The sequence below is a fragment of the Rufibacter radiotolerans genome (assembly GCF_001078055.1).
GTDB classification, from domain to species: Bacteria; Bacteroidota; Bacteroidia; order Cytophagales; family Hymenobacteraceae; genus Nibribacter; species Nibribacter radiotolerans.
In genome coordinates, this window is record NZ_CP010777.1 from 3,721,976 (window position 1) to 3,745,877 (window position 23,902).

At 51.7% G+C, this 23,902-nt stretch carries 20 protein-coding genes; 9 read left to right on the forward strand and 11 right to left on the reverse strand.

Annotated features, from left to right (window positions below):
- The first annotated feature begins 302 nt into the window (after positions 1 to 302).
- The 3 genes from TH63_RS15075 (at position 303) to TH63_RS15085 (ending at position 8,442) form a co-directional block, all read left to right on the forward strand.
- Entirely contained in the window at positions 303 to 5,324 is a 5,022-nt protein-coding gene (locus TH63_RS15075) for a translocation/assembly module TamB domain-containing protein (protein WP_048921668.1), read from the forward strand.
- The gene (gene tamL / locus TH63_RS15080) at positions 5,324 to 7,675 is read left to right on the forward strand and encodes a translocation and assembly module lipoprotein TamL (RefSeq protein ID WP_048921669.1); all 2,352 of its coding nucleotides are present in this window, start codon (positions 5,324 to 5,326) and stop codon (positions 7,673 to 7,675) included. The genes TH63_RS15075 and tamL overlap by 1 nt, the downstream gene beginning before the upstream one ends.
- A gap of 299 nt (positions 7,676 to 7,974) precedes the next feature.
- On the forward strand, positions 7,975 to 8,442 hold the full coding sequence (locus tag TH63_RS15085) for a heme-binding domain-containing protein (RefSeq protein WP_048921670.1): 468 nt from the start codon (positions 7,975 to 7,977) through the stop codon (positions 8,440 to 8,442).
- Between the two features lie 173 nt (positions 8,443 to 8,615).
- Here TH63_RS15085 and TH63_RS15090 read toward each other — a convergent pair whose 3' ends face one another.
- The 9 genes from TH63_RS15090 to mutM all read right to left on the reverse strand — a co-directional run bounded on the left by TH63_RS15090 (position 8,616) and on the right by mutM (position 14,895).
- Positions 8,616 to 9,119 (reverse strand): SgcJ/EcaC family oxidoreductase, encoded by a 504-nt coding sequence (locus TH63_RS15090; RefSeq protein ID WP_048921671.1) that lies wholly within the window; start codon positions 9,117 to 9,119, stop codon positions 8,616 to 8,618.
- 66 nt (positions 9,120 to 9,185) lie between these two features.
- Positions 9,186 to 10,013, reverse strand: coding sequence for a helix-turn-helix domain-containing protein (locus TH63_RS15095; protein ID WP_082161729.1), 828 nt, complete (start codon positions 10,011 to 10,013; stop codon positions 9,186 to 9,188).
- 111 nt (positions 10,014 to 10,124) lie between these two features.
- Complete coding sequence (locus tag TH63_RS15100) at positions 10,125 to 10,805, reverse strand: hypothetical protein (RefSeq protein WP_048921673.1); 681 nt, start codon at positions 10,803 to 10,805, stop codon at positions 10,125 to 10,127.
- A 110-nt stretch (positions 10,806 to 10,915) separates the two neighbouring features.
- Positions 10,916 to 11,146, reverse strand: a complete 231-nt coding sequence (locus TH63_RS20950; RefSeq protein ID WP_197088570.1) for a pyridoxine 5'-phosphate oxidase C-terminal domain-containing protein — start codon at positions 11,144 to 11,146, stop codon at positions 10,916 to 10,918.
- A gap of 341 nt (positions 11,147 to 11,487) precedes the next feature.
- Positions 11,488 to 11,892, reverse strand: a complete 405-nt coding sequence (locus TH63_RS15105) for a GNAT family N-acetyltransferase (protein ID WP_048921674.1) — start codon at positions 11,890 to 11,892, stop codon at positions 11,488 to 11,490.
- Between the two features lie 85 nt (positions 11,893 to 11,977).
- Positions 11,978 to 12,508: a hypothetical protein gene (locus TH63_RS15110; protein ID WP_048921675.1), complete on the reverse strand. Its 531-nt coding sequence runs from the start codon at positions 12,506 to 12,508 to the stop codon at positions 11,978 to 11,980.
- A gap of 98 nt (positions 12,509 to 12,606) precedes the next feature.
- On the reverse strand, positions 12,607 to 12,798 hold the full coding sequence (locus TH63_RS20595) for a hypothetical protein (protein WP_048921676.1): 192 nt from the start codon (positions 12,796 to 12,798) through the stop codon (positions 12,607 to 12,609).
- A gap of 354 nt (positions 12,799 to 13,152) precedes the next feature.
- A complete protein-coding gene (locus TH63_RS15120; protein ID WP_048921677.1) occupies positions 13,153 to 13,917 on the reverse strand; it encodes a hypothetical protein in 765 nt (254 codons plus the stop codon).
- 162 nt (positions 13,918 to 14,079) lie between these two features.
- The gene (mutM, locus tag TH63_RS15125) at positions 14,080 to 14,895 is read right to left on the reverse strand and encodes a DNA-formamidopyrimidine glycosylase (RefSeq protein ID WP_048921678.1); all 816 of its coding nucleotides are present in this window, start codon (positions 14,893 to 14,895) and stop codon (positions 14,080 to 14,082) included.
- Between the two features lie 240 nt (positions 14,896 to 15,135).
- Between mutM and TH63_RS15130 the strand changes: the two genes are divergently transcribed.
- The 5 genes from TH63_RS15130 (at position 15,136) to TH63_RS15150 (ending at position 21,182) form a co-directional block, all read left to right on the forward strand.
- A complete protein-coding gene (locus tag TH63_RS15130; protein ID WP_048921679.1) occupies positions 15,136 to 15,681 on the forward strand; it encodes a YfiT family bacillithiol transferase in 546 nt (181 codons plus the stop codon).
- Positions 15,682 to 15,790: 109 nt separating this feature from the next.
- Positions 15,791 to 19,333 carry a T9SS C-terminal target domain-containing protein gene (locus TH63_RS15135; protein WP_048921680.1) on the forward strand — a complete coding sequence of 1,181 codons (3,543 nt, stop codon included), beginning with the start codon at positions 15,791 to 15,793 and terminating at the stop codon, positions 19,331 to 19,333.
- Between the two features lie 92 nt (positions 19,334 to 19,425).
- The gene (locus tag TH63_RS15140; RefSeq protein ID WP_156180644.1) at positions 19,426 to 19,965 is read left to right on the forward strand and encodes a hypothetical protein; all 540 of its coding nucleotides are present in this window, start codon (positions 19,426 to 19,428) and stop codon (positions 19,963 to 19,965) included.
- A 257-nt stretch (positions 19,966 to 20,222) separates the two neighbouring features.
- Positions 20,223 to 20,774, forward strand: coding sequence for a hypothetical protein (locus TH63_RS15145; protein WP_156180646.1), 552 nt, complete (start codon positions 20,223 to 20,225; stop codon positions 20,772 to 20,774).
- A 135-nt stretch (positions 20,775 to 20,909) separates the two neighbouring features.
- Positions 20,910 to 21,182: a (2Fe-2S) ferredoxin domain-containing protein gene (locus TH63_RS15150; protein ID WP_048921683.1), complete on the forward strand. Its 273-nt coding sequence runs from the start codon at positions 20,910 to 20,912 to the stop codon at positions 21,180 to 21,182.
- 62 nt (positions 21,183 to 21,244) lie between these two features.
- Here TH63_RS15150 and TH63_RS15155 read toward each other — a convergent pair whose 3' ends face one another.
- Positions 21,245 to 21,781 carry a ferritin gene (locus tag TH63_RS15155; protein WP_048921684.1) on the reverse strand — a complete coding sequence of 179 codons (537 nt, stop codon included), beginning with the start codon at positions 21,779 to 21,781 and terminating at the stop codon, positions 21,245 to 21,247.
- Positions 21,782 to 22,485: 704 nt separating this feature from the next.
- Entirely contained in the window at positions 22,486 to 22,842 is a 357-nt protein-coding gene (locus TH63_RS15165; protein ID WP_048921686.1) for a hypothetical protein, read from the reverse strand.
- Positions 22,843 to 23,096: 254 nt separating this feature from the next.
- Here TH63_RS15165 and msrA point away from each other — a divergent pair, with 254 nt between their 5' ends.
- Positions 23,097 to 23,762 (forward strand): peptide-methionine (S)-S-oxide reductase MsrA, encoded by a 666-nt coding sequence (gene msrA / locus TH63_RS15170; protein ID WP_048922885.1) that lies wholly within the window; start codon positions 23,097 to 23,099, stop codon positions 23,760 to 23,762.
- Positions 23,763 to 23,902 lie beyond the last annotated feature (140 nt).

Below are 23,902 nucleotides of genomic sequence, written 5' to 3' on the forward strand. Positions count from 1 at the left end.
CCTGCCGCCAGAACAACTCAGGACCTCAAGTCCCCCTTCCCAAGCCCAACTGGAATAGCCTTCCGTTTTAAGCTTGTTTTTCTAAAAACAGACCAAAACCACCGCGCAAAACAGATTAATTATATCCGGCCATTTGATAAGCTATCCCTCATAGGAAAAGCAGGCGAAGGAACTGGGGCCTTCCTTCTGGCGCGCAGGCAGATTTTATCCGGTTTATTATAGCAGATTCCCTATTCTTCTGTAACCACAGCTATCTGTCTTGAGTACAAGTAGCATCTCACAAAATTGCTACTCTATTTAACTTGTCTACGCAGAACGTTAAGAAATACACGCTGAAGACGCTGGTCGTGCTCCTGTGGATCATTGGGGGGGTATTGGTGCTGGTGGTGGCGTTGCTGGTTGCCCTGAAGGTTCCCAAGGTGCAGGACTTTGCCGCCCGAAAAGCAGAATCTTATCTTCAGAACAAACTGGGCACAGAGGTGCGCATTGGTAAGTTCCGGAGCGACTTCCGGAAAGACATCCTGCTGGAAAACGTGTACCTGGAAGACCAGAAAGGTGACACGCTCTGGTACTCGCAGCGCCTGGCCGCCAACCTGGACATTCTGGGCCTGCTCAAATCTAAGGTGGGCCTCAAGTCATTGGAGCTGGAAAACGCCACGGTGCACCTTTCCCGCACCCTGCCAGACAGCGTCTCCAACTTTGACTTTATCATAGATGCCTTCACCACGCCCGTTGACACCACCGCCACAGACTCCACGGCCAGTTTCTCTTATGACATTGGCAGCGTAGACCTGAAGAACATCTACCTCACCTACAAAGACGAGGTGAACGGCCAGAACGTGCGCACCCGGGTGGGCAACCTCACCCTGGACATGGACGAGCTGGACCTGGAGAAAGAGATCTACCGCATTAATGACATCGCGCTGCGCGATACCTGGGTAGACATGATTCAGACCAAAGTGCCGCCCGAAGGCGAGTCTGAGCCCTTGACCATGCAGTTCGGGCTCAAGACCGTGTCTCTGGACAATGTCAGGTTCAAGTACCGCAACGGCGTAGCCAAGCAGTACATAGACGCCAACCTGGGCCAGGCCAAACTGGCCGCCGATAAGATTGACCTGGTGAACACCCGCCTGGACCTCTCTAACTTGGAACTGCACAACAGCACCCTGGCCTACTCCCAGAACGCCGAAATGCCCGCCGAGTACCGCGTGGTGAATCCCGCCGAGGCCATTGAGGCCATTGAAGAGGCTGTCTCCAAAACCACCGGCGAGCCCGTGAAATGGGTAGTTACCCTGGACAAACTAAACGTCACCGAGGTAGATGCCGCCTTTGACAACTATGACGCCCCCAAACAGGCCCGCGGCGTAGACTACAACCACTTGCAGGCCCGCAACCTAAACCTGCAGCTCCAGGACCTGTACTTCAGCACCAACCGTACCACCGCCCAGCTGGAGCAGCTCAGTTTCCAGGAGAAAAGCGGGTTTGAGGTAAAGAACTTCACGGCTGGCATCCTGTTTGACTCCGTAGAGACCGAACTCACCGACCTGGTGCTGGAAACCGGCCATAGCCGTATTGCTCGTCGCATTAAAGTAGGCTACCCTTCCCTGGAGGCCGCCGCCGATGACCTGAGCAAACTCACCCTTTCCGCCGATTTAAAAGACACCCACATCGGGTTTAGAGACGTGGCCCTGCTGCAGCCCTCCCTTGCCAAACAGCCGCCCCTGGCCGGAAACCTGAACGAGACCGTGTACCTGAGCGGGCTGGTGAACGGCCGTATGGACAACCTGCTCTTGAGTAACGTGCGCGTGAGCGGCTGGCGCAATACCCAACTGGCTTTGAGCGGCCGCGTGAAAGGCTTGCCAAACCCAGACAACCTGGCGGCCAACCTCCAGATCAACCGCCTGCATACCACCGCCGACGACGTAAAATCCCTGCTTCCCGCCGGTACCTTGCCCGCCAACATTACCTTGCCGCCGGTCATGGACATAGAGGGTTCCTTCAGTGGTACCATGACCGCCTTTGACCTGGACGCCACCGCCCGCACCTCCTTCGGGAATGCCGTAGCTAAGATTGACATGAGCCCGGGCCGGGCTCCCGGGCAGGAACGCGTGCAAGGCAACGTACGCCTCCAGCGCTTTGACCTGGGCAAGCTCATGCAAGACCCCGCGCTGGGCAGAGCTACCATGGTGGCCACCATCAACGGCACCGGCATTACCCCAGAGAACATGGTAGCTAAAATAAATGGCACCGTGCAGAGCCTGGAGTACAATGGGTACAACTACCGCAACATAGGCTTCAATGTAGACGCTAACCGCAACCGCTATGACATTAAAGCCAGCAGCAGCTCAGATGAGAACCTGGCCTTCAACCTGAACGGCGTAGTGAACATGCGCGGCGCGCAACCCAGCTACAGCTTTAACACCAACATCAAATCCATTGACTTCCAGGCGCTCAAACTCTATTCAGAGGACCTGCGCATGCGCGGCAACATAACTGCCAACCTGAGCGGAAGCAACGCCAACAGCCTCAACGGAACCATCATTGCCAGTGATGCCGCAATTACCAGCAACAACCAGGTGCTGCCCTTTGACACCCTACACCTCACCCTTACCCAACGCCCCGGCGATACCCGCGTGCGCCTGTTCTCAGACGTGCTCACCGCCAACCTTGATGGCAACGTAGCGCTGGGAGATATTGGTCCGGAACTCATGAACCACATCAGCCGGTACTATGACCTGGGCAACGGACCATATAAACCACGGTCTACGCCGCGGCAGTTTACCTTTGCGGCGGCCTTGCACAAACCCCGCCTGGTGGCAGCCTTCATACCCGGGGTAGACAGGCTGGCGTTAGATACCTTGCACGGTTCCTATAACAGCCAGACAGCTAACCTGCAGGTGGTGGCGCGGCTCCCTCGGCTCCGCTACAACGGCATCAGGCTAGACTCCCTTTCCCTGGACGTATCCTCTGACCCCAGCAAACTGACCTACGCCACCCGCGCTGAGCGCATCCGGCAGGACACTACCTTCAGGTTCAACAATATTGTGATGGCCGGTAACGTGCAGAACAATACCGTGGCCCTGCGCGCGGCAAACCAAAGCGCCGCCGGCGATGAGGAATCAGCCATCGGGCTGCTGGTGCGCCAGATGACCGGAGGCTTTGAGGTGAACGTGACCCCAGACCTGCTTATTAACCGCGACCGCTGGGAAGTAGGACCCAATAACTACCTGCGCTATTACACCACCTCTGGAGCAGTGGTGGCCAACAACCTGCGGTTATCACAGGGCGCCATGGCCATTCTCCTGCAGAGCCAGAACCCTAATGCCCAGAACTCGCCGCTCAACGTGAACCTGACGGATGTGGACCTGGGCTACCTGGCCCGCGCCGTTGCGCAGCAAGACAGCCTGGTGGCCGGCACCCTCAACGGTCAGGCCACCGTCAATAACCTCACCGGTAACATGAGCTTTACGGCAGACATGAACCTGACCGGCCTGCGCTACCTGCAGAACCCCGTGGGCGATGTGTCACTGCAGGCCAGGAACACCAGCCCCAGCCGCTATGACGTAACCGCCCGCCTCACCGGCAACGGTAATAATGTGACCCTGGGCGGCTATTACCTTACCACTGCCGGTCAGCCTATGTCCTTTGACCTGAACTTTGACCAGTTGAACCTGGCCAGTTTGCAGCCGTTCACCCAGGGCCTTATCAAAAACATGGGCGGCGGCTTACTGGGCACGGTAGCCATTAGAGGCAACATAGATAACCCCCAGGTGGCCGGCGACCTGCAGTTCCAGAACGCTACCTTCAACCTGGCCATGCTCAATTCTACCTACCGCATTTCAGATGAGCGCCTGAGCGTGACCAACCAAGGCATCAGGTTTGATGATTTTGAGTTGCTGGACTCCCTCAATAACCGCGCGGTGGTGAACGGCAATATTCTTACCTCCAACTTCCTGGACTATAAGTTTGACCTAAGGGCCACCACCGAAGATTTTATGGTCATGAACAGCACCGCCCAAGACAATCCGCTTTACTTTGGGAGGGTGTTCGTAGACAGTGACACCCGCATTACCGGAGATTTGAACGTGCCCATCATCAAAACCAACGTGACGGTGGCGCCCAATTCCAATTTCACCTATGTGATACCAGACGAGGCAGTGAGCGTGAACCGCGAAGGCATTGTGCTCTTTGTGGACGTGGACAGCACCCGAAACCGCCGCATCTCCCGGAAGAAACAACTGGACACCGTAGATGCCGAGGTGCAGGGCGTGGAAATGGCCATGGTCCTGAACCTGACCGATGACACGCCAATTACCGTGATTGTGGACCAGGAATCTGGCGACAACCTTATCTTCAAAGGCGAGGCCAACATGAACGTGGGCTATGATGTCACAGAGAACATTACCCTATCAGGACGGTTTGATGTAACCGAGGGCATGTACACCCTGAACCTGTATGAACTGGTCAAGCGCGAGTTTGAACTGGATCCCTCCAGTTACGCGGTCTGGAACGGCGATCCCTTTGACGCAGATATCAACGTGACCGCCATTTACAACGTAGACGCCGCCCCGCTGGAGCTTATCCAAAGCCAGACCGCCGGCATAGACGCGAGCAGCGCCGGTCAGTTCCGCCAGAAACTGCCCTTTGACGTGCGCCTGAACCTGGAAGGCGAGATCATGAAACCAGCCGTCTCCTTTAACATTGAGTTAGATGAGAAAGCCAAAGGCGCATTTAGCGGAGAGGTAGACGCCCGCCTGGAACAATTAAGCCAGCCTACCCAGGAATCTGAGCGCACCAAACAGGTCTTTTCCTTGCTGGTGCTGGGCCGGTTTATGGCGCAGGACCCATTGGCCTCGTCGGCGGGCGGCGGCATTAACAGCACCATAAGGGGTAGCGCCAGCCAGGTGCTGTCAGACCAACTGAATGCCTTGACTGGGCAGTACCTGGGCAATCTGGGGCTGGAACTGGGGCTGAACTCCTATGATGATTATTCCTCGGGCGAAGCCCGCAGCCGCACAGACCTGAACGTGGCCATGCAAAAGCAATTGGCCAATGACCGCCTCACCGTGCGCTTTGGTACCGACATCAACCTGGAGGGAAGTGGGCAGAACAACGCCCGCAACAACGCCAGCGGTTTTGCCGGTGATATCTCAGTAGAATATTCTATTACCAAAGACGGCCGTCTGCGCATGCGGGCCTTCCGGCAAAACGCCTATGAAGGCTTCCTGGACGGGCAGCTGCAACGCACCGGCCTGTCCCTCATTTTTGTGCGCGAGTATGACAGCCTCGCTGAACTTTTCAGAAACATAGGCAAAGCAAAATAATGATATCCTTGTTCCACCCGTTACGCGTTTCCCAGTATCCTTGCCTAAGGGTGTTGCTGCCCGTGTTGTTACTAGCCTTGTTGGCCAGTTGCAGCAGCACTAAGAGTGTGCCCCAGGGCGATTATCTCTACATTGGCGGCGCCATCAAAGTGACTTCCACAGACCAGAACACCAAAACCAAAGACCTGGAATCTGAGCTCAACGCCGCCATCAGGCCGCAGCCTAACACCTCTTTTCTGGGGTTAAGGCCCAAGCTCTGGATCTACAACGCCATGGGCGGAAACAAGAAAACCAAAGGCATTCCCAACTGGATCAAGACCCGCCTGGGCGAACCGCCCGTGCTCCTGAGTGAGGCCCACCCAGACCGCGTGCAGGGCCAGATGGTAAACCGCCTCTACAACAATGGCTACTTCTCCCCCACGCTGGAATTTAAGATAGACAGCACCGGCAAAAGGAAAATGGCCCGGGTAGACTATGCCGCCACCGTGGGGCGCCAGTACATTATTCAGCAGGTGCAGTTCCCGCAGGGCAATGACAGCCTGGCCCTAGCCATACGGGAAACGGAGCCTAATAGCCTGTTAAAGGTCAACGACCCCTATAACCTGCAGACCATGATTGGCGAGCGCCTGCGCATCAATGAGACCCTCAAAGAGAAGGGCTTCTTTTTCTTTGACGAAGATTACCTCATTTTCCACGTAGACAGCACCCTCAACAACAAGGTGAATGTATACGTGCGCATTAAAGACACGGCCCCCAGAAAGGCCTTGATCCCGTACCGTTACCAGCAGGTGAGCGTGTTCACAGACTACTCCCTCACAGATTCTATTGGTGACTCTTCCACCCCACCGGTGCAGTACAAAGACTACAAGTACTACCCAGACGAGAAAACGTTCAAGGCCCGCACCATTCTCAATGCCGTTTTCATAGAAAACAATGACCTCTACAGCCGCAAACGCCACCTGCAGACCATTAACCGTTTAATGGACCTGGGCACGTTCAAATTTGCCGAAGTACGGTTTACACCCCTTGATTCCATTGGCCTGAACGGCCGCCTGAAGGCGGATATCTTATTGACCCAGGCCAAGAAAAAATCTGTGCGGGCCGAGATTCAGACGGTGCAGAAATCTAATGGTTATGCCGGGCCGGGCATTACCGTAGGCTTCAGGAACCGGAACGCCCTGCGCGGCGGCGAATTGCTGTTAATCAACCTGGTGGGATCGTTTGAATCTCAGATTAGCGGAGACTCCACCAGTTCTGGCCTCTCCTCTTTTGAGATGGGCGCCGATGCGGAGATGAACGTGCCGCGCATTATCTCTCCCTTTGACATTAGAATCTCCAGCAGTATGTACCAGCCCAGAACCCGCTTCATGTTAGGGTTCAGGTTTATAGACCGTCAGGAATTCTTCCAGCAGAACTCCTTCAATTTTGAGTACGGCTACAGCTGGAAACAGCGCGCCACCACGGAGATAGTGCTTAACCCGGTGCAGGTGACCTATGCCCGTTTACTCAACACCACCCCCGCCTTTGAGACCGCCATAGAGGAGCGCCCGTTCCTGGCCCGGGCCTTTGACCAGCAGTTGATCATTGGGGGCAATTACCGCCTTGTCTTCAACACCCAGAATATACCCGGTAAAACCCATCAGATCTACGTCAGCCCGGGGCTTGATCTGTCAGGTGGGTTATGGGGCCTGTTTTACCGCGTTAAGAACAAGCGGCCCGCAGACCCAGACAACCCTAACCAGTTTAGGGGGCAGACACTGTCACAGTACGCCAAAGTAGACCTTGAAACCCGCTATTATTTTAATTTCTCTGAGAAACTGGTGCTGGCCACCCGCCTGCTGGGGGGGTACGGGTTACCCTATGGAAACTCCCGCGTGCTCCCCTACATCAAGCAGTACGGTATTGGTGGCCCCAACAGCATACGGGCCTTTGCGGCCCGCAGCATTGGCCCGGGCGTATACAACCCCAACCTGCTCACCGAAGGCGGAGACCCGGTAAAACGCAGCTTCTCCTACTTTGACCAGACCGGCGACATCAGGATTGAAGGCAACGCCGAGGTCCGCTTCCCGCTCCTGGACCCGTACCTGAAAGGTGCTTTCTTTGTGGACGCCGGTAACATCTGGCTGGTGAACGAAGACCCTACCCGCCCGGGCGGAAAATTCAACGGTAACTTCATGAGCCAGCTGGCCATTGGCGCCGGGGCCGGGCTGAGAATAGACGTGCAGTTTTTTGTGGTCAGGTTTGACCTGGCTTACCCCCTCCGTGACCCGTCTTACCCTAACGGCGGCCGACCTTCCTCGGGCCTCTTTGGGAACGGAGTGCTGAACCTGGCCATTGGGTATCCTTTCTAGAAGCATAGGTTTAAGAGGCATTTCCGTTTTAGGGCCGTTTTCCTGAAAACAGCCCCAAAGCAGAAATTTCTTTGGCCCGCTGCGAAGGAAGATGTCTGCTTTTTAAGTAACATTACGCCTGGAGCTTGTTTAAATTTTGATTTTGCAGGCGAAAATGGCAAGAGTAAGGTTCTGCGGAAGCGGTTTGTGAGCAGCGTAGCAACGCTACGGTGTGAGGAAAACGCAAACGCAGGTTCTTGCCATGGCCTTTTGCAGCGCAAAAGACAAATCTAAGCATGCTCTTACCTAAAAAATAAGCCATGAAAACTGTATATAAAATCCTGTTAGCGCTGGTGGTGCTCCTGGTCCTGATCCAGTTTATTAGAATTGACACCACCAATCCGCCGGTAGACCCTGCCAAAGATTTTATCACGTTAAAGAACCCGCCGCAGGCTGTGGCAGGCATTCTCCGGGCTTCCTGCTATGACTGCCACTCCAATGAAACCACCTACCCGTGGTACACCAACGTGGCGCCATTTTCGTGGTTGATCAAAGACCATATTGACGAAGGCCGCCGCAAACTCAACTTCTCAGAATACGGAGACCTGCCCGCCAAAAGAGCCAAACACAAGCTGGATGAGTCTTATGAGATGGTAGCCGAAGGCGAAATGCCCATGACCTCCTACACCCTCCTCCACCGTGACGCCAAACTGAGCGATGCCCAAAAACAGGAGCTCCTGGCCTGGCTGAAATCTATTGGGGCTAAGTCTACGCCGGAGGCAAAGTAAAGACCGGCACCTCTTTGGGGAACCAATTTTCACACAGGCTTTCATTTGAAGGTGTCCACTGGGCAGGCAGTGCACAACTGTCATTATAGTAAGTTCTTTACACCTATTGAGAGCAACAAGGATCGCTCACTTTTCATGGGCTGGCTGTATTTAGCGGTATTCTAAACCACTGGTTATTTTGCCCGCATTTCATTGACGGGGTCATGCTGTTTTGCGCCTTCACTTACAGACACGTTTTCCCCGGCTGTCAGGAGCCATTTCCCTTTCTTTTTCACATATACCAGGGTGGCAATATCATCTGTGTTGCCCATTTTATTGCCGCCTGGGGTAGTGAATTCTCCGTAATGGGTGATGATGTGGGCCACGGCGACGTCTTTTGTGATAAACCGGATGTCCGTTGACTTCAAATCAACCGGCACGTCTTTGAACATTGTTTTATGGAAGGCCTCATGGGCATATTGCACTTCTTTGCGTCCTTTCCACCGCATGCCCACTATGTTTACCCAATCAACATCTGGGGTAGTGTAGGTATCCATGTCACTGAACTGGTGTTGGTTCCAGCTATGGAGCATAGCCTCAATCTGCGTCTGCACCGCTTGTTTGTCTTTACTTGTCTGAGCGAAAAGATTTGACGTGCAGCCAGCGGCAATTAGTAGCATACAGAATAGATGTTTCATAGCTTCTTTGCTTTTTTAGTAAAACTACAAAAGCAGGAAACGGCAGGATAGTACAAACCCGACAACTTAGCTGAATACTCTGTTCTGGAGATTTATGGCTGCTTCGCGAAGCGAAATTTCAATGATGGAAGGGGTAGCGCCGGCAAATTCTTTAAAGTCCCGGATGAGGTGCATTTGGTCATAGTACCCGCAGGCATAGGCTATTTCTACCCAGCTTGCATCTGGGCGAGCTTCTTTGTACACCCAAGCGTTGGCGAACCGCACAAGCCTAGAGAAAAACTTGGGAGATAGGCCTAACCGGTCTTTGAAGGTTCTTTCAAATTGGCGGTTACTTAAACAAGCCAGGCTGGCCAGTTGGTCTACCGGCAATAAACCGCCGTGTTTGATCAAAAGCGGCAAGACATGGTCTATGGGTAGGCGTTTCTTCAGGGCGCCTTGTTTCTTCAGTAAAAACTGTTCTACAATACCCTGCATCTGGTGAAAGGAAGCGGCCTCTCTTAACTGTTCATTTACCAGGTAAACCTCTGGCCCAAAGAGGTCACTGGCATCAAAGGCTTCGGTGCGCAATAAGTGGTGCATGGGTATGCCCAGCAGCCGGTGTAACCCGCCAGGCTGAAAGCCCACTTTTATCACCAGGTGATCATAGCCCATGGTAATGTGTAGGGGCTCGGTTTGTGGCCCCACCAATACACAAGGCGAAAGCTTTTGCTTCTCCCCAGAAGCATACTGCACCTCCATGCAGTCATGCGGATAGAAGAAAAGGCATTGCTCTGGCAGCGGCGGAAATAGGAAACTGGGGTTAGGGATGGCGGCGTTGAAAGAGATCTTGTTGATCATGATGTTATTCACAATCTCTCCTAAAGCAGGGCTCGGCTTGAAAAATTGATGGAACATAAGATTAACTTGGGTGTAGTTACTCCAGAAGTTCTATTATACGCTAACGAATTGTTGCAGAAGAAGCCCGAAGAGTAACGAGGGTTAAGGCTGCACTGGTGGAAGTTTTGCTTATTTCCCTTTGTAGATGATTTTCACTTCATCACCACAGAAGAAGGCTTTTTCATTCTTCATTCCGAACTGAATTTCATTCTGATGAGTTACTTCCAACGTTTGACTATCGAGCCAACTGGCGGAAATCTCCATACCATGTCCTGTGAAATAAAGGATTGCTCCCCCGCCATTCTCCCACATTATAAGACCACTCGTATGGATGTAATTTTTGTTTGTGTACTCTTCACTTATCCTTATTGCCTTGTTTGAATCAGGGGATAAGCTGTTTACCAGGTCTTTGGTCTCAAATTCAAATTTAGGTTTAACTCTACGCTTGGGTTTATCTTTTTCTGTTGAGATTTGCTCTAAGAATTTGTGGAGTGTTTTCCTTCTCTTTTCAATTGTTTTTGCGTCAGCACCTAAATTTTTCCAGACTTGTAAGTCTTGCTCACCTTCAATTATGTCTCTCACCCTGCTGTAGATTGTTGGGTCAAGTGACTTCGTTTCCCATTGTGCAAATGCTAGGGCAAAAAGAGAATTGTTCCTATCATCTTCGTCTTCGAACATACCTTGATAATCAGCAAAAATAACTTTTGAGATAGCCGAAGGACTCTCCCCTTGGTTATACCTGTCATAAAAGGCGGAGTAAATATCAAGGCAAGTATCATTGCCCTTTATTAATGTGTCCCAAGCACCCATGCTCTTTTAATTAATTATAAATTAACACCAATGGTTAGTATAGACGGCGGCGAAGGCCGTCGGCCGATGCTGACGTTTATACTAACCGTTAGCTGCTGGCATTTTTCAATCTATGGTTGTAATGTTTGTAAAACCCATTTTTGGTTCTCTATTGTGTACAAATCCCGATTATGAAACCGAGTCGTTTTGAATTCTAAAAATTCAATTCGCGCAGGCTTTATTGTATAACCTCCCCAATATTCTGGTCTTCTTAGCTTATTATTTCCTGAGCTTTGCTCAATTCTATTATATTCCTCTATGAGTCCGTCTACATCTGTAATTACATGTCCTTGTTTGCTCACGATGGAAATTATTTGGCTGTCTTTGTTTCTCTCTGAAAAATATTTATCTGCAAGCGTTTTTGAAATCTGAGTTGCCTCTCCTTGGATTCTTACTTGCCTTTCTGTTTCAACCCACCAAAAAGTTAAAGCTACTTTGTTGCATAGATTTATTTAAAGTCCTTTTCTTGAGTTCAAAGGCCCAGTAATTACAAAACTATCATCTGATACCTCTTTTAAGGAGACAAATCGTGCATTAGGATAATTATCTAATCCAATAGTCGATAAACAACAAGCGGCAGGGATTCTCACTTGTGTCAAATTTAGCTCATCCTGAAGCCAGCTTTGAAAAATCATTATCGGGTTCACTGCCAATCTGCTCGGTTTAAGATGAAGCTACTTTCTTGCTTCACAAATCCAACCTTAGGATAATATTCCATAGCCGTCGGAACAGACAAGAGTAAAACCATTGATTGTTCTCCAACCCTTTCTTTTGTTAACTGTATCAATTTTTTACCAATACCTGCTTTTTTATATTCTTGCCTTACTGCAAGGTCTGCTAAATAGCAACTCCATACCCAATCTGTTATAGACCGCGAAACACCAACTAATAAGTCCTCGTGCCACGCTGTTACAATTAGATTGGAGTTATCAAACATCTTTTGAATTCTTTCTTTGTCTCGTGTCGGGCGAGGCAAGCCGCAGTTGTCATAAAGTTCAATAACCTGCTTTGCAGTAGGTTTATCATCGAAGCTGTATTTTATATCCATTTTAGTTAAATAATTTAAAATCGTTTTAGTGCTTGCAGCTAACGTACTCGTGTAAACGACGGCGGCCGTCGGCCGATAGTGCCGTTTAGGTGTTGCTAGCACTTGTTGTTCTTTTGTTAATAGAATCCACTTTTGTTTTTATGTCCAGCATTAATTCATCCCCTAAGTTCTTGCTTGAGATTTTAATGATGACGGCAAACAAGATAGATAAGCCCAAGAAAAACCAAGGCAGCTTCAACAGGAACACTGCAAGCAACAAACCAGCAAACAGGACAGGTAAAAAGAAGCTTAATATCTTATTATACCTGACACTCCCACGAATTTCTACGCCTTGGTTCATTCTTATTATCCTCCCTTTTAAATATGGAAAGAAAGGTTTACCAGTATAATTAACTTCCAAAAAAGCCCTTGAAAAATAAATAAACACCGTTTCACTCTCCTGGTAGAGCATGTATTTAGAGCGGATTGTTCCTTCTGCCTTTGCATCTAAGCCATGATAGGGGTCATTATTTAGTGGGGAGTATTCTGGCCCTAAGACACCACTGATATTTTGTCTTTCATAACATTCAGTGATTTTAATTAGGTGTTCTTTTGGAAATAAAAGCCTATTCGTCATTTACAATTTGTGCCAACGGTTAGTATACAAAAAGCACGCAGCGGAGCGAGTGTTTTGCGTATATGATGTTATAGCCAGTACATTTTGTTTAAATCAGCTTAAGGGCCAATGCCTGTACTTAACCTACTAATAATAAAATCCTTGCCCGCATCATCTGACCATTCAGCGAAAGGGTACAACGCTTCTTGATTAGTAATAATGTAAAAGACGTCCTCTTTATGCTTTTTAATCCTTGAAGTCATGTCAGGGTATTTTTTGGCATGTGAAGCAATGAATTTATCTGGATCCAAAGTGATCAGAAGATAATTGCGTTTCGCTGTACTCCTAATGTCTTAGTCCTGAATGAAATTCCACCCTAGATTTTGGCTCTGTTTTAAGTTTTTCCTTACAAAAGCAAAAAGGAATAATCTATTATCAGAGGTTATTCCCCGTATCGGGCCTTGGGTGATGCAAAGTTCTGCAGTACTTATATCAGTATAAGTGTTTTCACAGCATTCGCATGGTTTATAGGTATTGAATGGCTTTAACCCACAACCCATTAAGCAAATTAGTATAATCCCTATTAGGGTATGTTTTATCATTCTATTTTGTATTGCCTATAACGGACTTGGCTATATGGTGGCGTAGCTGACATATAGGTGTGGTTAGGGCTTGTTTTTTATTTTGCTTACAATAACCCGCTCAAACTCCTTTGTTAAATTATCAATGTTATCGTCTTTCTTTGGGCATCTATGGTTTGCCTCAAGCAGCGTAAGCAGAGTTTTACCATTAGGCAATTCGGAAACTGAGACCTTCACATCAAAGTATCCAAAGCAGAATTTAGAAGGTAGGCTGAAATTCACCGTATCAGGGTTCCTATCTGAGAACTCTACACCATTCCCAGAATTCAAGCTGTCTATGTCGGCAAACCTCATTATCAATGTGTTTTTCGGCATATCCAATAAATAGGTCTTGTTTATCTCTGCCTTAGAACTATAACTAGTTGCCATAAATGCGAACGCTGATACCATTAGTGGGATAACAGGAGGTATAGTCACCCTAAATGTTAGTTTCTGTTGCTCCCCAAAATGGTACCCAAGAGGCAAGACAATCAGTGCGACAAGGTCTGAATAGTCGACCTCCCTAGTGATTGGCCAAATCCCCTTGCTATTCCAACCGCCTATGAATGGATCGCTAAGGGGAGATTTCCACCAGACAAACAAGAGGCCCGTCAGAATGAATACCAGTTTCTTGTGTTTTGAAAGGAGGGAAAGCCAAAAAAGCGGGAAAATGAATAAACCTGCAAAATCGGAAAGTTTGCCTGTTAACCAATTTCCATAGAAACCTTTAAGGATAAAGTCGTTCAGCAAAAGAACTGCCAGCCCCATAAGGTACCAAAATGTCGTAAGGACTTTGAATTCTTTTATCATATTAATGCGCCCTAACTAGTAGATAGCATACATAAACATACGGTTTACCACCAAATATACCAGATAACCGTAACTGAACTGCCGAATATACTATATATAAATACCTCAATATACTCAGTTCATCTCAGATTAACCCAGTCTAAAAATTCAACACCCTTCCCACTACACCTGGCACTGCGGGCAGAAATACGTGGCCCGGCCGCTCACGTATTTCTTCTGGATGAGTGTCTGGCAGCGGGGACAGTTCAGGTGAGTTCCGCCAGAAGTCGAGGTGGGTGCCTCGTCCCATTCGCGGGCATGGATCAGGTAGTGTGACGGGAAATCGCGGTAAATGGCCTCGGCGGCAACGGCGGTTTCCAGCACTTCCCTGATGGCGGTGGCCAGGCGGTCTACTTCTACGGGCTGTAATGTATTGGCCGGGCGCTCGGGTTCCAGCTGGGCCTGGAACAGCACTTCATCGGCTATCCAGTTGCCCACGCCGGGCGCAATGCGCTGGTCCAGGAGCAGCGGCTTTATGGCAGATTTCTTTTTGGCCAGGCCCTGGGTCAGTTCCTCAGTAGTGAGGGTGAGGGCATCAGGACCCAGTTTCTTCTGCTTCCGGAACGCCTCCACGCTTTCAGTCAGCCCCAGCCGCCCAAACTTACGGGAGTCCAGAAACGCGAACTGAAAGCCGTTCTCAAAGTGGAAGACCGACCGGGCAAAGCGGGGCGTGTCTGCGGCGTCACGGTAGTAGGCCACATCGCCGGTCATCCCGAAGTGCATGGTCACAATAGGCCCTTGCGCCGTGAGCAGAAAAAGCTGCTTGCCAATGCGGTGCGTGCCCGTGAACTGGTTGCCCAGCAGAGCCTTCCTGAAATCGTCCAGGTCTACCTGCAGCTGGCGTTTGGGGTCCTGCACCTCTACCTCGCGTATGGGTTGGTACAAGCTGGTTTCGTCAATGAATCTTCTATAGGTTTCTACCTCTGGTAACTCGGGCATGGTTCTTGATTTGCGTTTAGAGCCTGTTTTCAGGAAAACAGCCCTAAAACAGTACGTATTCTATAACCGCCCCACCCGCACATAGTTGCGCCAGAGACCATGTTTTAGCAATATGCCAACCGGGCCCGGATGTAGCCAACAGGCACTGATCCCCTTTAAGGCCGCTTCAAAAATTGAGACTAAAAACGCAGCAAAGAAATCAGTATTTCGTTAGATTTGTCAAAGACCCTATTTTCTGCAATGGAAACGACTACCCTCCCACTGGAAATACTTCGCTACCCCGTTGGCCGGTTTGCATCGCCGCCCCTCTACCGGTCTGCCCTGGTAAAACAGGCCTTGGCCAAGCTGGAAGCCCTACCCGCTCAGTTGCGGACCCAGGTGACCAACCTTTCAAACCAGCAGCTGGACACCCCCTACCGCCCCGGCGGCTGGACCCTTCGGCAGGTAGTGCACCATCTGGCAGACAGCCACATGAACAGCTACACCCGTTTCCGGCTGGCCCTCACCGAGGAGCAACCCACCATCAAACCCTATGAGGAGTCTTCATGGGCATACCTGCATGATGCCCGCTGGGCCGACCCCGAGATATCGTTGCGTTTGCTGGAAGCCCTGCACTACCGTTGGGTACTGCTGTTGCGGTCGCTGTCCATGGAAGAATGGCACCGCACCTTTATCCATCCGCAGGGCGGCGAGACATATCTGTTTCAGGCGGTAGAGATGTATGCCTGGCACGGCGAGCACCACCTGAGGCATATTACCGCCTTAAAAGAGCGAATGGCGTGGTAAAATGCGTTTATAGCCTGTTTTTCTTAAAACAGGGTCAAAACAAGCGCCTTCCCCTTCCGTTTTCTCCCAGAAATTAGCTTAATTTAGTCAGAAGTTTTGTTTTACCACGATGCATCTGACGGCTATCCTGTTCATCTTCTCTACGTATTGGTCTTTGCTGCTCCAGTTTCTGGGCGGCACCCCCACACCTGCCCCGGCAAAACCGGTGGCGGTGGCCCCGGCGGTAAAGGCCTACGCCATGGCAGACACCCGCACCCTGGAGTTTGTGGAGAACAAAGGCCAGTGGCCCAAGCAGGTTTCCTACGCCGCCGATGTGCCAAGCGGCAAGCTATTTCTGGAGCCCACAGGGTTTCTGTACGTGCTGCGTGACCCGGCCCAGGTTTCCAGCCACGGTCATGGGGCAGAAGAGCCTGCCACTACCCGCCGCAACATTCTGCCTGCTGGCGTCACTAAAAACCACGCCTATTCCGTCACCTTTGAGAATGCCAACCCCTCCGCCGCCCTTACGGGCGATGAGGTCACCGAAGGCACGCGCAACTACTACCTGGGCAACGACCAGAGCAAATGGGGCAGCGGGGCCAGGGGGTTCAGAAAGGTGCAGTACAAAGCCCTGTACCAAGGAGTAGACATGGCGCTCTATGAGCAGGCGGGTAAACTCAAGTATGACCTGCATGTGGCCGCCGGCACCTCTCCCACGCAAATCAAGCTTACCTATACCGGCGTGACCAGCTTGTTGCTGCAAGAGGGCAACCTGCAGATTGAGACCTCGGTGGGCCGGGTGGTGGAACATAAACCCATCGCCTACCAATGGGTACAGAACATGCGGACTCCCGTGGCCTGCAGCTATAAATTGACAGGCAACACGCTCCAATTTTCCTTCCCCGAAGGCTATGACCCCAAACTGCCGCTGGTTATTGACCCGGTGGTGGAGTTCTCTACCTTCACGGGCTCCTTTGCCGACAATTGGGGCTTTACCGCCACCTATGACAGCCACGGCAACATGTATTCGGGGGGTATTGCCTCCAGCGTGGGGTATCCCGTCTCCCTGGGCGCGTTTGATACCTCCTACAACGGCGCCTGGGACATGGCCATTATCAAGTACAACACCAAGGTACTGGGTCCGGCGGCCCGGCTCTATGCCACCTATGTGGGCGGCACGGAGACGGATATCCCGCATAGCCTGGTGGTGAACGCGGCAGATGAACTCATTATCCTGGGCACCACCAGTTCCCTGGATTACCCCACCTCCAGCAGTGCCCTGAAAAAAACCTTTAACGGCGGCTCTTTCATAGCGCCGCTGGGCACCGGCGGAAACCCCACCTACGCCAACGGCTCTGACCTAGTCATAACCCGCCTCAGCGCCACCGGCGACAAGCTGCTGGCCTCCACTTTTCTGGGAGGCAGCGGCAATGACGGCCTTGTGAGCAGGACCGCCATTAACGTGCCGGGCTTGGTGCAGAACTACGGAGACCAGTTCAGGGGAGACATCATCACAGACCCAGACGGTAACGTGTACCTGGCCAGTAACACCACCTCAGCAGACTTTCCGGTCCGCAACGGGTTCCGGTCACAGGCTTATGGTTCCAATGACGCCATTGTCTGCAAACTCTCCCCAGACCTGAGCCAGGTGATCTGGGGTAGTTATTACGGTGGGCCAGACCTGGACGCCGCCTACTCCATTCAGCTGGACCCAGACCGGCAAGTGTATGTTTGCGGGGGCACCACCAGTGCATCCCTTCCCGGCACCGCCAACGGGCTGCATTCGGCCTCGGCGGGCAATACAGACGGCTTTGCACTCAAGATCAACAACACGGGTAGTACTTTATTGGCCGCCACTTTCCTGGGCACCTCGGCGTATGACCAGACCTATTTTCTGCAGCTGGATGCCAGTAACAGCGTGTATGTGCTGGGCCAGACCCTGGGCAATTATCCCGTTACTACCGGCACCTACCGCAATAATAACGGCCGCCAGTTCATCCATAAACTTAACAATACCCTCTCGGCCACTGAGTTCTCCACCGTCTTCGGGTCCGGAAGGAACACTTTGGATATTTCGCCCACGGCGTTCATGGTAGATGAGTGCCAGCGCATTTATGTGGCAGGCTGGGGCGGCAGTTCCAACGCGTCCTATGGCAACGGCTCTACCACCGGCCTTCCGGTCACCCCGGGGGCCGTGCAGACCACCACAGACGGCGGCGATTTTTACCTCATGCAGCTGGGCACCAATGCCAGCCAACTGCTGTACGCCACGTTCTACGGCGGTAACCAGAACATTACGGGCGGAAGCTATGAACACGTAGACGGCGGCACTAGCCGATATGACAAAAAAGGCTACGTGTACCAGGCGGTTTGCGGCGGGTGCCAGGGCCGCACCAATTTCCCTATTCCGCCGGGCGCCAACTTCTATTCCCCTATCAACAACAGCACCAACTGCAACAACGCCTCCTTTAAATTTGACTTCGCCGAGGAACTGCGTGCCGATGCCGGAAAGGACAGCTCTGTCTGCGCTGACGCCATGAACGTACTGTTGCAGGGCTCCCCTACCGGCGGCGTCTGGACCGGCACGGGCGTCACCAGAGTCAATGGCGTCTACCAGTTTGATCCCACGCCCGCCCTTATTGGCAAGCATACTCTTACCTATACCGTTACCGGCACCGGGTCCTGCGCCGTCTCCAACACCATGGACATGACCGTGTCAGAACCCCTTCCACACACCCTTACGCTACCGGCCACGCAGTTCTGCGCCAATTCCACGGAAACGGTCACGTTGGTGGGCTCTCCGGCCGGCGGAAAGTTCTCAGGCACCGGGGTGACGGGCACTACCTTTAGTCCGGCCAAGGCCGGGGTGGGCCGCCACGTGATCACCTACCGCAGCGACGGCTCCAATGGCATCTGCGGCGTGGCCACCCAGGAAGTAACCGTGATTTTACCCGTCCTCAACATTGGCCCAGACACCACCCTTTGCCCGGGCAGCGTAACTCCGTTCCAGCTAAAGACCAACCTTACCGGCGGTACCTGGACCGGCACCGGGGTCTCGGCCACCGGTCTTTTCACGCCGCCCGCCGGGTTTACCGGCACCATTGAGGTAACTTATTCCATCACCAACCCTTGCCCGGTCTCCATCAAGAAACGCATTCTTCTTCCGCCCCGCCCTTCCATGGCCGCCGGCCTGGCCAATGCCTGCCAGGATAATGGGAAGGTCTCAGGCTATGCCCCCTACAATGCCGCTTTTAATAACACCACCGGCAATGCCACGGGCTTTACCTGGCACTTTGGAGATGGCAGCCAATCTAATGAGCGCACGCCCCGCCATATGTACCAGAACCCTGGCAGCTACAAAGTCACGCTGATGGCCACCTACGGCAACGGCTGTCAGGACCAGTTGGAAGTGGGCACTGTGGTAGTGGAACCGGCTTTTATCCCCAACATCTTCACGCCTAACGGCGATGACGTGAACGAGACTTTTGTGCAGCGCTTCAGCTGTTTCCCCACGGAGTTAACCATTTATAACCGTTGGGGTAAGCAAGTGCACCAGGAAAAAGTCTACCAGCAGAAATGGAACGGCGGCAGCCTCTCAGACGGCACCTACTTCTATATCCTCAAAGATACCGAAGGCAACAGCGCCAAGGGCTGGGTAGAAATTATCAGGTAAAAAATTATCAGGTAAAACAGAAAAAGCAGGGATAGCGAACAGCGGCATAGGGGAAAAGCGACTTATGCCGGTCTATAGACAAACTATAGAAAATGCGACACACATCTCACCTTATTTTATGCTGTCTTTTGGCACTGGCAGGCTTGTCTGGTTGCGGAGCAGATTTGATTGAAGACCCTATTATGACGGCCAAAGTAAACGGCCGTGATTTCACCGCCTGTAAGGGGTCTGGCAAAAATATTGCCCTCCCCAAAGACAACGTGGAAATCAGCTACAGCGGAGACAATACCTTAAAGATAAAAGGTACAGACAGCTGTAAAGATACCATGCGGGTAATACGCCTGGAAATCAGAAACATTACCGGCCCAGGCACCTATGTGCTGGACCATGCTACCACTCCGCAGGGAACCAGCACCGGGAATACGGCTTCTTTGCAGTTTCCTTACTTCAGGCCTGCTAACCTAACCGGCCCACTTACCACAGACGCCCAACACACCGGTAGGGTCATCCTCACCGAGTTTGACGCTGCCCAACGGGTATTATCTGGCACTTTTGAAATGGACCTGTATGATGCTTCCTCGGGCCTGCTCTACCGCGTAAGGGAAGGGAAACTGGATAAGGCTTCTTTTTAACACCCCTTGCAGGTTTACCGCCCTGTGTTTTGAGGCTGTTATTTTAAAAACAGCCTCAAAACACAGGGCTTTTCTTTAGGCCTCCCGCTCACAGCTACTAACCTGGCCAAGAACCCACGTCAGGCATTTAGCCTAAACTAAAAAGGCAATACGAAATTCCATTTGCCCTGATATTTCATTTAGCCAAGGCTTTCCGGCAAACTCTTCTATACCAGCCATTGTTTTAGTACTTTTAACGCTACTTATTAGTTTCTACCATGGCAAGACGCGGAAGACGCACATTGGGCATGCCGTTGCCTATCTCTGGCAGGTTTTTGCCCGCCACTATGCTTATCATTATCGGGCTGGGGCTCATGATCTATATTGGCTTCACCAAAGAGGTGCGGGGCACCCAGGACCTGGTGGTGAAAGAAGGCACCCTTTCCAATTACTCGTTCAAGAAAACCAAGGAAGGCGAGCGCGACTACGGCCTCTGGCTCAAGGAATTTCCGGAGCGCTTTATCATGACCGACCGCGACGAAGCCTCTTTTGACACCGCCGCCTTCAAAGCCGCCATTCAGCCCGGCCAGCGCCTTCGGGTAGAATATAGCACCCGTGAAAACCTAATGGAGAACGGGGGCCTCCGGAAACTGTACGGCCTGGCCATCCCTTCCAAGAACATCACCTACTTTGAGGGCCGTAACACGGTGCAGCACGAGAACACCGGCGTCATTAACTGGATCATGTATGCGTTGCTGGCTGCCGGCGTAGGCCTCTATGCCTGGGAACTGATCAAGATGCAGCGCGAGAAAAAAGCCTATCGGCACTAAGACTAGGCGTTGAGCCTGTTTTCATGAAAACGGCTAGAAAACAGAAAGCGGCGCGGGAAAGCAAAATTTGAGGGCGGAAGGCAGCCAATATAGGTACCGGCCGTAGAACCAGAAGAAAAAGGCACCAGACCAATTATGAGTAAAACAATCCATTTTCCACTGCAGGTGATTTACGGCTGTTCCGGCAGCAAATGCCAGAAGCGCGGCGGCAAGGAGATCAGGAAAATCATGCGGGAAGAGCTGAAGATGGCCGGCCTCAAAGACCAAGTGGAAATTGTGAAGACCGAATGCACCGACCGCTGCAAGCACGGCCCCATTTTCTGCCTGCAGCCGCAGAATATCTGGCTGCATGACATGAGCGAGAGCCAGATTCTGCAGGTGTTCCGGGAGAAAGTATTGGGCAAATAAAAACCTCTCAGGCTTACGGGCTTGAGAGGTCTATCTTTTTATACGGCAGTGCCTTTAAAAGGTTATTCGGCGGCGCCTTCCCCGTACTTTATTTTACGTACGTTCTTGTCAATTTCCCAACGGCCGGTGCCTTCTTCGCCAATCACGTCAAAGAGCTCCAGGGCGCGGCGGGCCACATACTCTTCCTCTACCTGCTCCTTCAGGAACCACTGCAGAAACTGGAACGTCATAAAGTCCTTCGCCTTAAAGCAGCGGTCGGCCATGCGGTTGAACTGTTGGGTCACGAAGATCTCCTGCTGCAGGGCCTTCTCAAATACATCTCTGAAGGAGTCAAACTCCTGCGGAATATTGGTCACCTCCGGAGAAACGGCGTGTCCACCCAGGTCATTAACGTAGGTGAAAAGCTTCAGCATATGCTCCCGCTCCTCATGTGACTGTTTCATGAAGTAATCTGAGCTGTAGTCAAAGCCCTGCCGGTTGCACCAGCTGGACATGGCCAGGTACGTAGCCGATGAGTGGGCCTCTACTTTTATCTGTTCGTTCAAGAGCGTTTCTATTTCTTCTGAAAGAGAGGTACGCAGTCTCAATAAGTCTTTCATGCTAAGGTATATCTGTTCTAAAAAGGCAACACTTTCTGTATGCGCCTTAACTCAAATATACCTGCAAAAGACATTGATAGTTCTCTTAATCCCCTGATTTCCAGTAATACATATTCAGTCTAAATATACTCTGAAGCCAAACCTGCTGAAAAATAGTTGCTTCCGTTTTGAGGCTGTTTTCAAGAAAACGGCCTCAAAACACCCGAGGTTTGCAACAAGTAACCACAGAGAAACAGGGTTACTATTTGAACCGCAGCGGACAGGTCAAGCCCTGTCCCTACCTTTATCCCGCCCGCCGGGCGAGGCAGGCATTGCAACCCCACTACCAGCAGTAGGCTCACATGCCCCGCACCTTGCGGAGGGCCGCCACGCGTAGCCCGAAGCATGGGCAGGGGCAAGCAGTAGCGGAACAAACAGCAATGGCCTAAGCTCCCTATGGAACAAATAGCTTTTGCCCGGTGGTACCGCGTGGAAGCCCCGCCTGTCTGAGCGGCAGCGAGTTCGGGGCTTCTTGATTGTTTTGGTTACTTTTCTCATCAAGGAGAAAAGTGACAGACGCCGGCAGGGCGAAGGAAAGAAAAGAGTCGAGAGGAAAGAGTTGGACCGTAATGGCTTAGCTTATTGGCAGAGGGAGCAGCAGTCTGGGTCGTTGGCCCCTAGGAACACCAACACCGGCGGGTAAAAGGTAAACTAAAAGTGGAATCTTAGCTAAAAACCGCCGGGGCGTACAGACACTCATAGAGCATACTATTCAACGCCATCATCACTCTGGCTCCCTGCAACAACTCCTGAAAGTGCAGCACATCGGTAAGGGTCAGGACAAAGCAGCGTTCAGAACGGTACGGCATGAACACGTGCACATCTGAGGCGCGGTCTGGGTTCTTAGCCATTTCGGCCACGTTGATGGCGTCTACGTGTTGTTTCAGGTCCAGGAAATCAGGAACCTTAAAGGGAGAGACGCTGCCGGCAAACTCTACAAAATAGCAGTGGTACCGGTTACACTGGTACACAGCACCATGGTCGGTACGGAAAAGCTCTTGCAGGTTGGGAGGGGTAGGCATACGCGTAATTCTTAAGGGACTCTGTACTAAGAACACGACAAAATTAGCTACAGTTTAGAATTAGTCCAAATAATTTACGGTGATCTTTGTCAATTTCCCCACTGACCTTGCTCACCCCAAAGCGGCCTGGCCAAAACCGTTTCAGGCCTATTTTGGCCAAAACAGCCTCAAAACAGGTGAAGCAACAGTTTCCAGAAACAAAACTGGCCTTCTTGCTGTTTTACCAACGGGCCTTTTACCGGCCCACCTATCTTATGAGACATACCTTATTTGCCTTTATAGTACTCCTTGGGTTTACCTCCTGCGCCCAGAGCCAGGACAAGAAATCAACGGCCTCGGCCCAAAAGCAAACCCAGAAACCAACGGCGGTCAGCCATGAGGGCCTGGCGGTGGCCACCTTTGCCGGGGGCTGCTTCTGGTGCACCGAAGAATCGGCTGAGAAACTGAAGGGCGTGCAGGACGTGATTTCCGGGTACACCGGCGGCACTACCAAGAACCCTACCTATGAAGCCGTAAGCTCCGGCACCACCGGCCACGCCGAAGCCATCCAGATCTACTATGACCCCAAGGTAGTCTCTTACCAAACCCTGCTGGAGGCATTCTTCGCGGCGCATGACCCCACCACCCTTAACCGCCAGGGCCCCGACGAAGGAACCCAGTACCGCTCGGCCATTTTCTACCGCACCCCAGAGGAGAAAACCCAGATAGACGCCTACATCAAGAAACTGAACGCCGCCCGCGCCTTCCAGGCCCCTATTGTCACGCAGGTAGCGCCCCTCAAAGAATTCTACCCCGCCGAGGAAGAGCACCAGGACTTTTACAAGAATAACCCCAACAACCCCTACATGCGCGCTGTCTCCAAACCCAAGCTGGAGAAATTCAAAAAGAAGATGGAAGGCAAGCTGAAGGAAAACGAGTAAGGTGCTGATTCTTTAATGTGCTGATTACTTTTAGTTTATAAGAATACCTTTGTTGTTTTGGGCCTGTTTTCTGTAAAACAGGCCCAAAACAACAAAGGGCAGTTCCTTCTCCCCTGGGAGAAGGCTAGGATGAGGGCAAC